Source organism: Providencia sp. PROV197 (genome assembly GCF_028479625.1).
In the GTDB taxonomy this organism is placed as follows: domain Bacteria; phylum Pseudomonadota; class Gammaproteobacteria; order Enterobacterales; family Enterobacteriaceae; genus Providencia; species Providencia vermicola.
Genome location: NZ_JAMPNZ010000015.1, coordinates 121,403 through 135,103 on the forward strand (window position 1 = coordinate 121,403; position 13,701 = coordinate 135,103).

General features: G+C 38.9%; 13 protein-coding genes. 3 read left to right on the plus strand and 10 right to left on the minus strand.

All coding sequences use genetic code 11. The features are described from left to right. Positions 1–9: 9 nt before the first annotated feature. From ynfF to PR808_RS08160, 3 genes are all read right to left on the minus strand, one after another. Positions 10–2,436 (minus strand): selenate/tellurate reductase subunit YnfF, encoded by a 2,427-nt coding sequence (ynfF, locus tag PR808_RS08150; protein WP_206082789.1) that lies wholly within the window; start codon positions 2,434–2,436, stop codon positions 10–12. A 617-nt stretch (positions 2,437–3,053) separates the two neighbouring features. Then, positions 3,054–3,521: a hypothetical protein gene (locus tag PR808_RS08155; protein ID WP_272539079.1), complete on the minus strand. Its 468-nt coding sequence runs from the start codon at positions 3,519–3,521 to the stop codon at positions 3,054–3,056. Between the two features lie 253 nt (positions 3,522–3,774). Further along, positions 3,775–4,245, minus strand: a complete 471-nt coding sequence (locus PR808_RS08160; RefSeq protein WP_206082787.1) for a multidrug/biocide efflux PACE transporter — start codon at positions 4,243–4,245, stop codon at positions 3,775–3,777. 110 nt (positions 4,246–4,355) lie between these two features. Here PR808_RS08160 and PR808_RS08165 point away from each other — a divergent pair, with 110 nt between their 5' ends. Together PR808_RS08165 and PR808_RS08170 are read left to right on the plus strand one after the other, a co-directional pair. Further along, on the plus strand, positions 4,356–5,216 hold the full coding sequence (locus tag PR808_RS08165) for a LysR family transcriptional regulator (RefSeq protein ID WP_272539080.1): 861 nt from the start codon (positions 4,356–4,358) through the stop codon (positions 5,214–5,216). A 182-nt stretch (positions 5,217–5,398) separates the two neighbouring features. Next, the gene (locus tag PR808_RS08170; RefSeq protein ID WP_206082785.1) at positions 5,399–5,878 is read left to right on the plus strand and encodes a DUF4822 domain-containing protein; all 480 of its coding nucleotides are present in this window, start codon (positions 5,399–5,401) and stop codon (positions 5,876–5,878) included. Positions 5,879–5,931: 53 nt separating this feature from the next. Here the strand turns inward: PR808_RS08170 and yegD are convergent, their stop codons facing one another. Further along, positions 5,932–7,284, minus strand: coding sequence for a molecular chaperone (yegD, locus tag PR808_RS08175; RefSeq protein ID WP_272539081.1), 1,353 nt, complete (start codon positions 7,282–7,284; stop codon positions 5,932–5,934). Between the two features lie 173 nt (positions 7,285–7,457). Here yegD and PR808_RS08180 point away from each other — a divergent pair, with 173 nt between their 5' ends. Next, complete coding sequence (locus PR808_RS08180; protein ID WP_206082783.1) at positions 7,458–7,724, plus strand: GDCCVxC domain-containing (seleno)protein; 267 nt, start codon at positions 7,458–7,460, stop codon at positions 7,722–7,724. A gap of 149 nt (positions 7,725–7,873) precedes the next feature. On the opposite strand, the gene PR808_RS08185 is transcribed toward PR808_RS08180, so the two are convergent. The 6 genes from PR808_RS08185 to nrfB form a co-directional block, all read right to left on the minus strand. After that, positions 7,874–8,272 carry a hypothetical protein gene (locus PR808_RS08185; protein ID WP_206082782.1) on the minus strand — a complete coding sequence of 133 codons (399 nt, stop codon included), beginning with the start codon at positions 8,270–8,272 and terminating at the stop codon, positions 7,874–7,876. A 315-nt stretch (positions 8,273–8,587) separates the two neighbouring features. Beyond that, positions 8,588–9,631 (minus strand): heme lyase NrfEFG subunit NrfF, encoded by a 1,044-nt coding sequence (gene nrfF / locus PR808_RS08190; RefSeq protein ID WP_272539082.1) that lies wholly within the window; start codon positions 9,629–9,631, stop codon positions 8,588–8,590. Then, positions 9,624–11,483, minus strand: a complete 1,860-nt coding sequence (locus tag PR808_RS08195; protein ID WP_272539083.1) for a heme lyase CcmF/NrfE family subunit — start codon at positions 11,481–11,483, stop codon at positions 9,624–9,626. Before PR808_RS08195 ends, nrfF begins: the two co-directional genes overlap by 8 nt. Positions 11,484–11,507: 24 nt before the next feature. Continuing rightward, positions 11,508–12,464: a cytochrome c nitrite reductase subunit NrfD gene (gene nrfD / locus PR808_RS08200; protein ID WP_206082779.1), complete on the minus strand. Its 957-nt coding sequence runs from the start codon at positions 12,462–12,464 to the stop codon at positions 11,508–11,510. Further along, positions 12,461–13,132, minus strand: a complete 672-nt coding sequence (gene nrfC / locus PR808_RS08205; RefSeq protein WP_272539084.1) for a cytochrome c nitrite reductase Fe-S protein — start codon at positions 13,130–13,132, stop codon at positions 12,461–12,463. The genes nrfD and nrfC overlap by 4 nt, the downstream gene beginning before the upstream one ends. Next, positions 13,129–13,698, minus strand: coding sequence for a cytochrome c nitrite reductase pentaheme subunit (gene nrfB, locus PR808_RS08210; protein ID WP_272539085.1), 570 nt, complete (start codon positions 13,696–13,698; stop codon positions 13,129–13,131). Before nrfB ends, nrfC begins: the two co-directional genes overlap by 4 nt. Positions 13,699–13,701: the final 3 nt, after the last annotated feature.

Sequence of the window (13,701 nt, forward strand, 5' to 3'; positions counted from 1 at the left end):
TCGGGCTCCTTACAGTTTTGCGATTTCGACTAAGTTAGTATGTTGCGGATTTCCTTTCGCAAGCGGTGATGGGCGCTGCGTTGTTAGAACATTAATACATCCGCCTTGGTCGACTTTTGCACCAAACATGTCAGCATCTAACCATGCACCTTGCCCCATCGCAGTTACGCCAGGCATAATCCGCGGTGTGACTTTGGCAGGAATATGCACTTCCCCTCGGTCATTAAAAACTTTAACAATATCACCTTGTTCAATGCCCCGAGCTTTAGCATCGATAGGGTTAATCCAGATTTCTTGGCGACAAGCTTGTTTTAAAATATCAATATTACCGTAGCTTGAGTGTGTTCTAGCTTTGTAGTGGAAACCTGTCATTTGGAGTGGATATTTCTCGCTTAATTTATCTTGATGCCCTTCAAACCCTTTGGCATAAATTGGCAATGGGTCGATAATATCATCTGGGGATAGCTCCCAATTCTTTGAAATTTCAGCAAGAGCTTCCGAGTAGACCTCGATCTTTCCTGATGGCGTTTTCAGTGGGTTGGCCTGTGGGTTATCACGAAATTCTTTAAAACCAATGACATGTTCATCAGGGCATTTGTGTTTGAAAATACCCACTGTTTTCATCTCTTCATAAGTTGGCATATCAGGGAAGCGTTCGCGGCTTTTTTCGCAGAGGTATTTAACCCATTCATGCTGAGTGCGACCTTCTGTAAAGGTTTTTTCAACATCTGGACCTAAGCGTTTTGCAATTTCAGATAAAATTTCATAAATTGGTTTGCGCTCAAATTTAGCACTGGTGGCGGGTTGCCCTAAAATCATATAGGACATATTCCCAGCTGATTCACTCGGAATTAAATCTTCTTGTTCAGTTGGCATTAAATCAGGCAATAAAATATCGCAATATTTTGCCGATGCGGTCATAAAATGGTCGATACCGACAATCATTTCGCATTTACTGTCATCTTGTAAAATTTCATGAGTGCGTGCAATTTCGCTATGTTGGTTAATTAACGTATTACTGGCATAGCACCATAAGAATTTAATCGGTACATCCAGTTTATCTTTTCCTTTAATGCCATCGCGAGTGGCGGTCATTTCAGTTCCACGTTCAATCGCATCGGTCCATGTAAACACCGAAATTTGCGTTTTTACAGGATTATCAAGCATAGGGAACCATTCAACGCCTGAATCATAAGTGCCTTCACGGCAACCTGAATTTCCTCCGCTAATCCCTACATTACCTGTAATAATGGCGAGCATTGCAATGGCTCGTACAGTTTGCTCTCCATTTGAATGGCGCTGAGGCCCCCAACCTTGAACGATATAAGCGGGTTTGGCTTGCCCAATTTCACGTGCGAGTTTAATAATTTTATCAGCGGGGATCCCTGTAATAGTCGAGGCCCACTGTGGTGTTTTAGCTATGCCATCAGCACCATCACCTAAAATATAGGCTTTATAATGACCATTACGTGGAGCGGAAGCTGGCAATGTTTTTTCATCGTAGCCTACGCAATATTTATCAACAAAATCCTGGTCAACCATGTCTTCTGTGATAATGACATAGGCTAATGCTGCTGCTAAAGCACCGTCAGTACCTGGACGTATTGGTAACCACTCGTCTTCACGACCTGCAGCGGTGTCGTTATAACGAGGATCAATAACAATCATTCGTGCATTTGAGCGCTCACGAGCTTGCTCGACATAATAGGTAACTCCGCCGCCACTCATTCTAGTTTCGGCTGGGTTGTTGCCAAACATCACGACAAGTTTAGTATTTGCGATGTCATCGGGGCTATTGGCTTCCTGAGAACCATATAGGTAGTTCATACCTGCACGGATTTGAGCGGTACTATAACTGCCATAGCGACTTAAAAAACCACCACATGAATTCATTAAGCGATAAGGGACATTAGAGTTGGTGATGTTGCCACCATCAACACCCGTTCCATATAAAACGTGTACAGCCTCATTACCATAATTTTTCAATGTGTTACGTAAGCTATCGCCAACGATATCGAGTGCTTCTTCCCATGAAATTCGGGTAAATTTACCCTCACCTCTTTTACCCACTCGTTTCATTGGGTATTTCAATCTGTCAGGGTGATTCATACGACGGCGAATTGAACGGCCACGTAAACAAGCACGTACTTGATGGTTACCATATTCGTCGTTACCCGTGTTATCAGACTCAACCCAAAACACTTCGTCATCTTTGACATGTAAACGAAGTAAGCAGCGGCTTCCACAGTTTACAGTACATGAACTCCAAACGACTTTATCCTCAGAGAAGTTTGTTGAAGAGGAGGCATTCATTGCTTTTGCATTAAAAGGAAGAGACAAACCACCCACAGCTGCAAATAGTCCGCTTGCAGCTCCTGATTTCACGACATTACGTCTTGAAATAGGGCTATTTAATAATTTATTTTTTATCTTCATTGTGATGACCTTTATGACCATACTAAATATATGGTTTTCAGGAAATCATCTTACTATTTGATTAAGATGATTTGTTGCGTCATATCAATGAATTAATATTTTATTGGTTGGTAACTTATTGATAATAATTAATTTTCATTAAAAAATATTAAGTTTCCAATCTATTGATAATAAATGATTTTAATTGAATCTTGGTTGGGGGAGTACGATTGTTTTGTTAATAATAACTGATAGATGAAAAATGTTTCTCTATTTTTAATTCTTGAATGCGAAATAGAGAAATATTTTATCTGTGGACGAAAAAAATAGTTATCTTTATTTATATGATGTGATTTATCTAATGAAAAATATTTTCATTATTTTAACATAAGTTTCTAATTGAATTTATTATTCGTGAGTTGGCTTGTAATTATTAAGTTTAATGGGAATGAGTTTTATTTTTAAAATTAATTAAATTCAATATTCAGTATAAATGATTGTGCCAAAATTTTCGTGAGGCTAATCGGCTAATAGGTTTTTTGAGATGCGGGGTAACTAAAAAGGCTCAGAATAGTTCCTAAGCCTTGAGCATGATTAGTGTGTGATAAATCGAAATAGTGCGTTAATAACGAATTTTCTTATTTTGTTTGGCTCTGGATTAAGTGTTGTTCCATTGCATAAATCATTGAAGGGGACTGGTTGTTGTGGGTAAAACTTAATGCAACAGCTGCTTTTTCATGGGAATCCATGTCTGAAAGAGATTTGCTAACTCCTGAAATTTTATTAGAAGGTAGTTGGCTTACTTTAATATGCGACTCGATAATATGCAAAATAGGGGGCGACGTATTATTTTCAGTGGAATTTAATGTGGTTATGGCTTTTTCATGAATGTTCATTTGTGAAAAAGGCTTAGCCACTCCATTGATGCCACTTTTAGGTAAATTTGCGGCCTTTGCATGGGCCGCGATTGCCGCTTCATTTGCATAAGATGTGTTATTTTCATTAAAGCTTAATGAAACAATTGCATTTTCATGTGCGCGGATATCGGCTTGTGCGCTCATGTGAAAAATTAAAAAAAATGCTGATGAGATAAATATTTTTTTCATTTAAATACCTTTAAACAGTTTAGCCAGCTAATATTGGCTTGTGACTTTAAGTGTTTGTTTCTTTAATGCGCTAAATATAAGTGATGAAAAGCAAAGGGAAAATTGACATTTCTGCAAATGTTGAATGCAAAAAACGCATCTATTAATTAATAAACGGAATTTTTTTGCAATTATAGAGATGGATAGTTTGGGGAAATAGAAGAGAAAACACAGGTAACACCGAATATATCGATATCCGGTGTTACTGGGCGAATTAAGTACGTTTTACGATAGGATTAGCAGCTTTGGCGTGTTTTTCTTGATGTTCAAACCAACGTACGCGTAAAACATCATATACCAGATTAAATGCATACGTATAAAATAAGAAAAAAGTAAAAAAGCCAACTTCTAAAATAAAGGCATCCCATAGGGTCATGTTTAATAATAAAGCCAACATTGGGACACCTAAGATAACGAAACTAAGTTCAAAACCAACGGCGTGGCCAATACGTACTTTTGTAGATCTTGGTCCTTTTGATAAAGGCCAAAAATGGTCAAACAGCATGTTATAAAATAGGTTTAATAACATGGCGAGTGTGGAAAGTACGATAGCCACTGTTCCCATTTGGAAAATTGAGCGTCCTAAAACCCACGCACTGACCGGTGCAGTTATTGCTATTGCAATGACTTCGAATGAAACTGCGTGAAAAACTCGTTCAGTTAATGTTTTTGTATGCTTGCTCATAACAACCTCAAACTTATAGCAAAATAATGTATTAGTAAAAAAACAGGTGCAATTATTGGTGATTTTTACTATATATACAAAATGGCAGCCATCGATAAAACCGATACCTTATGAATTATTCCATTGAAACATTACGTACCTTTGTAGAAGCGGCATCGTTAAAATCATTTTCTGCGGCGGCAAGGAAGCTCAATAAAAGTCAGTCCACGATTAGTAGCACAATCAGTGGTTTTGAGGATGATATGGGCTTTGTATTATTTGACCGTCAAGGGCGTGAATCGACGTTAACGTTGGCCGGGAAAAAAGTGCTGAGCTTGGTTGAAGATATATTATCAGCTGATGAGCGCTTGCAAGCATTAAGAGTCGAGTTATCTCCAGATATTGAGCCACAATTAAGTTGTGCTTTTTCGGATATTTATCAGCCACCTCATGCTGAGCATATTCTCACAACACTCAATAGACAATTTCCGCATATCGAATTTGAATTTCTAATTGCAGAAAATAATGCGGTTATTGAGATGATCCAAAATCAGCAGGCCCATGTTGGAATGATAGAATCAAGAACTGAATACCCCGCGGATATTTCATATTCACGGTTACCTATTCAAGGTGAGCTCGGATTATATGTATTAAAAACACATCCTTTAGCGCTAGTAAAAAAGGTGACTTACCAACATTTAACGATGACTCGTCAGTTACGTTTGAGTAGCAGTAGTCAAATTATTATTAATAGCGAGAAAAACTGGTTAGCACCTAACTATTTATTGTTATTGGAAATGGCGGAGCAAGGTATTGGCTGGACTATTTTACCCACATGGTTAGTTAAACAATTTGGCCATGATGTGTTAGTTAGCCTTAATTATGATTTGTGGCCACGAAAAATCGATGTTGATTTAGTTTGGTCTAAAAATACGCCACCTGGAAAAGCAGGCTATTGGTTAATCAATAAGCTACTTGAGGAAAAGGTTTAAATAAATATTTTTTAGTTTTGTTATTGTGGATTTTTTATGTCATTTTTAGATTAAAAAACTAAATATTGTATGTAACAAAATGTTTTCATGTAAATAAACGTAATACTATTTTGATAATAAGACTCATGTCGTTAACCTAAATAAAACAAGTTCTGTTGTTAGCGTTAATTGAGAGGAAGAAAATGAAAAAATTATTAGTACCTACATTATTTGCTGTTGTATCTACTATGTCATTTGGTATTCATGCCGCTACAACTCAAGCTGTGAGCCAGGCTCAGAGCGCGGAGCATAAATTAAATGCTTATGAAGAAATAATGGTCGGTAAAGTTTGGACAACCACGGAAGCGTTGGATCAAGACAAAAAAGCAGTAAGTGCTGATGATAAGCAAGTCGCTAATTTCTTTGGCTTAGCTGAGTATTACCCTGATGGCACATTTAATATGACCACTTTCGATGGCAAACCGAAAATGAAAGGGGATTGGTCATTTGATGAAAATGGAAAAACTCGCTCATTAACGGCGAAAAATGATAAAGGTGAAGTATTATTTACCCGTGTTGTTGAAAACGTCACAGTAACACCAGAAGAATATACTTACCGTATTTACCCTGAACAAGATAGCAAAGATAAGTACTTTGATATTGTCCATAAAGTAAAAAAATAGTTTCTAATTAATGCCGCTTAATGCGGCATTAATTTTAGGCAAGTTATCGTTTTTTATTTAAAACAGGTTTCTGCCCAACGTGCTAATCCTGCCGTGACAGAGCCAAAATCGTCACCTTTTACAATAGGAATATTTGGCAGTTCCTGAGCAATAGCTTGGTGTAGTATCGGTGAACGAGCACTTCCTCCCGTGACAAAAACAGCATTTGGTTGTACGCCACCTTGAATTACGGCTTCTTTTACTAGTTCAATCATTTTACTTTTTGGTGATTCAATAGATTCAACCATCTGATCTTGCTGAATATTCACTTCTAACGCTTCATTCATTAAGGCTATTTGAGCCAAATACTCAGGGCTATTTGATAAGGCAATTTTGGCTTCTTCAGCTTTACGAACAAGGCTATAGCCCAATGTTTGGTTATAGACTTCGAGCAAGCGCGCAATTTTTTCAGGTTCTTTCGCATCTTGCTTTAAACGCGTAAGTGCCAATAAGTTCGGTCTTGAATAAAATTCTTTTTGTGCTTCGACATTATTAATGGCTATGGGATTCCAAAATTGCAAAAATGGCATTTTTAACCTGGATGATGATTGGCTCTCCATGCCAAAAAGCGGCATAAGTTGTTTTAAAGCGAGGTAGATATCGAGATCATTCCCACCGACACGTTGGCCACTGTGAGCTAATAATGATTGGGTTCTGTCTTCTGAACCACGGTAACTTGGCCCCATTTGAATTAATGAGCAATCTGTTGTTCCGCCACCGATATCAACGACTAAGATTATTTGGTCATTATTTAACGTTGACTCATATTCTAAACCTGCCGCAACGGGTTCGAATTGAAAAGCAATATTATGAAAACCTGCACGTTTTGCCGCGCGGTATAAAATGGCTTCTGCTTGTTGATTGGCTGTTTCACCACCACGGCCATGGAAGTTAATAGGGCGTCCAATAACGGTATCTGTAATTGGATTGTGTGTACTTATTTCGGCGGTGTCTTTTATATTGCGCATCATGGCGCAGACAAGATCTTCAAAAAAACTTATTTGTGTTTCATGTAAACCAGAAGCCCCTAAAAATGACTTTGGTGATTTGACGTAATAGACATCACGAGGATCCCGTAAATATAAATCTAACGCAGCTTGACCGAATACAATGTCTTCAGGTACTAACTCAACACCTTCTTCTTGGTTAAATGCCATTGATCTTCTTAAAATTTGTTGTCCAATATCATCGGAAGGTGAAATCTTGCAATGGCGAAATAAATGTTCAGAAACGGACTCTCTCGTTGGCGCGCAAAGAGTCGATGGAATATAAGCCTGCTCACCTTCTAAAGGCAGCAATTTAGGTACGCCATTTTCCATTATCGCGACAGCGCAGTTGGATGTTCCATAATCAAAACCAATAAACATCTCATCTCCAAAAATTAAGTGACCAAAGAAAAAAGGGGGAAGACTTTATATCAAGCAGATTAGAATTACTATCAGAATAGTAGTTTTTAGCTTGATCTGTTCTTAGCTCAAGGAATTTGTAATGAAGAAGGGCTATTCTTATGAAAATAAAACGCGGATGTTATGGAGCTAAAATGAGTCATAAACAGATAGAATTAATATCAGTGATCACGTGCCCTGAGTGTAGGAAATCTGAAGCGGAAGAAATGCCAACAAATGCATGCCAATGGTTTTATGAATGCAAGCACTGTGGTGTTTTATTGAAGCCATTAAAAGGGGATTGTTGTGTTTTTTGCTCTTATGGTTCAGTTAAATGTCCACCGATTCAAGAGGCCGAAATTAATGGCTCGTCTTCTTGTTGTTGCTCAACCGTTAAGCTGACCAATAAAAAGCCCATATGAAAATATGGGACTCTAATTTGTTATCAACTATCATATAAATGAAGTGCAGTTATTGACATTAGATATAAATCCTATATTTAATTTATATCTATTTCATTTTTTCTTTTAAGTTAAATTTATAATAAATAGAATTAGATATTTACGTTTTGTTAACTATTGCAGTATTTATTCCAAATGATATTAAATTCATCGTTTGGAAATTCTTTTTCATCACTATCGATTAATGGAATAGAAACGACATTACGTCCATCTTGATGTAGGTATGTTTTGACAATAAATCGCTTAAAACTGTATGAGTTTTGGGTCGTGAAGATAAGAACTTCACCACAAACATACCCGAGCATGCCATGATCTAGTGTTTCTCTTATTTCATGATATTTAACGTTTTTATACTTTGCTGTCTTCGGGAATGCTAAAAAGTCCTCTACTGCTTTTTGTGATTTAGAGACAATATCTAAATCAGGAGTATAATTACTCGCAACGCCGCCAATAAAGGAGACGCCAGCAATAAGGCCTACGACTAAAAATGAAAATATTTTATTTCTCATAGTATTTATTTCTATATGTAGTTATTTTAATTATCCTTAATAAACACACAAACAGGAAAATGCATATAAGCAGTATATGTAGCTATATGACTATATTAATTACGGTTTTGTACGTATGTGTATTAAGAAATGCTGATTTTATTAAATCTAGCATAAATTTTTTTTAAGTAATATAGAAAGGAAATAATGACAATCAATAAGAAACGAAAAATTACATATTTAAATAGATTGTCATTATTTTGCTAGTGACAATTTTACTTAGTGATAGATTACCATGTATTAATACCTAGCGTTAGTAATATTAGAATAAATTTATTATTGTTTATTATTCATGATATTTGCCATTTGAATTGCTTCAATAAGTTGTGCTCGATTAATTCGTGGACTATTACTATCGAGTAGAGTTTGCCAAATTTGAATAGCTTTATCATAGTTTGCATTCATAAACGCATCGGAAGCAATTAACATCAACGCAGTGACTTCATTATTATCAAGGCTAAGTGCCTTGTTGATAACGGCTAATGTCTCATCAGTGAGGTGCTGGCCCGCTTGATAATATAAAACAGTGGCGATAGCGGAGTACAGTTGTGCATTTTCCCCCGTGTATTTTAGTGCTCTCTGGTAGGCAATTAACGAATTGTCATAACTATTCTGGTATAAATAATACTCCCCAAGTACGGCCCAAAGTTCACCGTTTTTAGGTGATTGGCGAATATCATTTTGTAAGCGTAATAGGTCACTTTGTTCTTGTTCTAATGGCGTGAAGGCATTTATGGGATCTGAAATGCGTTGATATTCATTATAAGCTAATTGAAAACGGGGTAATAAAAAATAGCTTGCGGTGATCCCTACGACCAATACGATGAGTAAAGCATTGAGCTTACGATTCCATGTATTAAGGTTTGGGTTTATTTTAGGTATCGTCAGTAATTGTTCTGAAGGGGTTATTGATGATTGTGTCGACGCCTGTTTTCTCTGTGTGCGGAGAGCGCGTATTAGGTAGTAAGAAGTCAGACAAAATGCAAAAAAAGGCAATAACCAAAGAATGGCGGTAGTAAAATTGACGGGTGGGTTGTACAGAACAAAATCGCCATAACGTTCCCTCATATATTGCACTATTTGGGGTTGGTTTTTCCCTTCGGATACCATTTTATAGACTTGATGGCGCATACTGACGGCGGTAGGGGCGTTAGACTCTAATAGGTTTTGATTTTGACACTGAGGGCAGCGTAGTTGTGCAGCAATCTGTAAAGAATACTCTTGTTCTTCAGCACTGTTAAATTGCCATGTATCGACAATTTGCGCATTCGCTACGGTTGAAATACATAATAAAAATAGGGCACGTAAAAGATTAAGCATATTTTTTTCGCCCTCGTATCCAGCCAAATAAGAGTCCTAGGCACATTAATATGCCGCCGCCCCATATCCATTGAATGCCATCTTGCACATAAAAGCGAATTGCATAATGTTGATCACCGGTCTTTTCACCAAGCACCACATACCAATTACGTAACCATCCCCAGTTAATGCCTGGTTCAATCATTAATTGCTGACGAGCAAGATAAAAACGGCGTTCAGTAATTAAATTATGTTGAAATTGGCTCTCTTGAGTAATGTGAATAATAGCTTTTTCAGTGGTGTAATTAGGCTGTGCCGCGAGTTGTAAATCGGCAAATTTGAATTGATAGCCTGCTAATGTGATAGTTTGTCCAACCGCCAGATTAACACTAGTTTCTTGGCGGCTACCGATTGAAAATGCAATACCCGCAGCAAAAATAACTACGCCAGTATGTGCTAATAAAGCAGGGAGTTGTTGTCGGATAATGTAGAAAGGTTTTAACCATAAAACCAATAAAACAACAGTTAATAAACTACACGCCGTAGCAATAATAATACCATGTGCCGCTAAAACTAGGCCAAGTAGTAAGCCGAAAAATGCAATATAAAGAATACGACGTTTTTTTGGATTTGGATTAAATGCACTTAATGTAATTACCAGCAACATTAAAATGCCAAAGGGCAACAAGGTCTGGTTGAAGTAAGGAGCACCAACCGAAATTTTCCCCCAACCAAATAACGTATAAATCATCGGGTACAATGTGCCTGTAAGCACAATAAATAACACAGCGACAAATAGGATTAATGTGAGTAATAAATAAACGTCACGCTGTGTTTTGCCTTGTGTTGCATTGTCAGTAGTTTTGGCTTTCCATCCGTAGATAAGTAAGCAGGTTAGGCTTAAAAAACTGAATAATATAAAGAGGGGGACGGCTCTCACATTATCTAATGCGAAGGCATGTACAGACATTAAAATACCAGAACGAACAATCAGGGTTCCTAATAAAGAGAGAATAAATGTGGCGATTGCCAATAACATAGACCAGTGGCGATAAAGCCCATTTTTTCGTGATGCAGCTAAGCTATGAAGCAGTGCGGTGGCACTGAGCCACGGTAGTAAAGAAGCATTTTCGACTGGGTCCCAAAACCACCACCCGCCCCAGCCTAATTCGCTATAAGCCCACCAAGAACCTAGAATGATACCGAGAGTGAGTATGCACCAACTTGGTACTAGAAAGCGCCAGCACAACCAAGCTGTTGTTGTATTAAATGCATCTGATAACAGTGAGCCAATGACTAAAGCACAAACAATAATTAAACCGCTATAACCTAAATAAAGCAGCGGAGGATGCAAGATTAAACCCCAATGTTGCAGCATTGGGTTGAGATCTCGCCCTTCAATTGCAGGTGGAAAAATACGAGCAAAAGGGTCGGAGTACAGGACGATAAACAGCAATAAAGCCGCATTAATGACCGCAATTAGGGTGAGTGTTAATGAAAATAATGGGTGTTTTTGCTGGCGATAGCGCCACGCAAATAAGGTGCTCCAAGCTGAGATAAACAATAACCAGAGGAATAATGACCCTTCGTGCCCGCCCCAAACGGCGGCAATTTTAATGGATAACGGAGAGAGTCGGTGGCTATGTTGAGCAACATAAACCACCGAAAAATCACTGTTAACAAAACTGATGGTTAAACAAATATATGCACTGAGTAATAGGATAAACTGCAAAGATGTCCAAAACACGTTCTGAGACATTTGCCTCGGAACGTGTCTGAAGTGACCAATAGACCCAAATAGTGCTTGAAAACTGGTGAGACCCAGAGCTAGCACAAGGCAGATGAAACCCACTTCTGGGAGTATTAGTTCCAATTATCACCTTTAATCTTGAATAAATTATGCAACCGTTAATTGCCCTGCGTATAGCACAAAGAAACGCAGGCAAAATACGCCGAATAAACTCGAACCACTGACCAGCAAAATTCTTGTTGCACGATGGCTTTTATCTACCCATTTTTTTAAGCCTAATGGGATAATAAAGCCGAAGCCAACCACACCAATCCAGAACCACCATGTCCAGAAACCACCGCCTAGTGCAGCAATTAATGAACGAATTTTACCGTCATCACCTAAGGCTAAGCCGACAAAAAAGGCCGCCAGTAGGAATATCTCTAACCAAATCACAAACCCTTCTACACGGTGTAAAAAGGTTGATTCTGGATTATGAATATTTTTGCGGTAGCGTAACGCTAATGCTATTAATGACACGGCAATTCCTGACGATATTCCAGAAAATAGGAATAAAGCGGGTAATAATGGATTGTTTAAGAATGGATAGGACTTTAAGGCAGACAGTAAGAACCCCGTATAGGCGCCCAGTAATACTGCTAAAACCAGCATGATAATATCGAGAAAGCGCATAGCTTGAGTAAGCATCGCGAGTACACGAGGAATTATGCTGAGTTTCGGTAGCCATTTTTGTTGCAGGCTAATCAGTTCTGTCTCATAGATTTTAGCCAGCCATACCACTAAGACCGCCATATATACTTGGAATAGCATTACCCCCATCGACATGACGGAAGTTGGACTGTAATGAAACATCAATTTCCAAAACGTCCATGGACGTGTTAAATGGAAAATCAAAATTAACAAGCCCAGTACAATGGTGGTTGGTGCTAAAATTAGCGTAGTACGCATTAGAGTACTGTTACTACCAGCAGCGTTAGGGTAGTACTGGCGCAGTAACACGGCCAATACAACTAGACCTGCAGAAATACCGATTAAAAATAGGTATACCGCAATAGGCCAGTCCCAAACCAGTGATTCAAAATGGAAAGCAGAAGCGGTTGTCATTGGCTAACCTCCCCATATTTGAATGGGACTCGGTACATTTTGGGGTGAGTACCGAGTGCGATTTTGAATCGATAAGTGGGTTTTTCCTTTAGCATCAAGGAAATATCACTCTTAGGATCATCTAAATTACCAAATGTAAGTGCTTTGGTTGGGCAAGATTCAACACAAGCAGGTTGCTTGCCATTTTTTAGATTGGTTTTTCGACAAAAATCGCATTTATCCGCTGTTTTATTGACAGGATGAATAAACCGCACACGGTAAGGACATGCCGCGATACAGTATTGGCAGCCCACGCATAAGTCAGGATTGACATCAACAATGCCTGTCGTTTTATCGATAAAAGAAGCGCCTGTTGGGCAGACGTCAACACAAGGTGCACTTTCGCAGTGTTGGCATGAATGGCGAAAGAAGCGATATTTGATATCTGGGAACTGTCCGATGGGTTCACTACGAATAATGGTTAACCGTGAAACTCCCTCTGGGACTTGGTTAATCTCACGGCACGCATCCATGCATGCCGTACAGCCGATACACAAATTTTCATCGTGGATCATGCCGTAGCGAACGCCGTCTATTTTCATGGTATTCGCTAGAGTTTGGCCAGCTATTCCTCCTACCGCCGCCAGTGCTCCTGAATAAATAATGAATTGACGACGAGAACAACTCATGGCTGCTCCTTACGCAATTTCACCGCTGCTGGGTTGAAAGCAGGGTTATCGCGCTGCTCAGAGTGGCAATCAACACAAATCTTCACCTTGCCTTTATCGGTCAGGACCTTCATCGTATCTTGTTTTGGATGGAGGTCATGGCAACTGGCACAGGCCACTTTTGTCACGTGGACATCATGGGGCCAGAACGCTTTTTGCAGTTGCTCTGGTAAGTGACAGGATAAACAGACGCTGTTTTGTTGTTCCACGGTGTACATTGGGTTGTTGAAGCGCATAACATCTTTTACGCCTTCGCGGTGATCAGGCCCAGGATTACCGTGGCAGTTGGTGCAAGTCACTGGTAAGTTATTGTTTGGATTGACCACTTCTGAGTGCGTGCCGTGCATGCCTTCTTTGTCTGGTTTGTGGCAATCCAAGCATGCGCCATCAGCGCTGCGTTGCTGTGTGACAACCCAACGGCCATCGGCATTTTCCTCAGCAAGTTGAGGTGTAGCGGAGGCGGCAGTTGCCCATAATAAGCCTGTTGCCAGCACCCCAGCAGTGAATAACGAACGTAGTACGCTCATAAT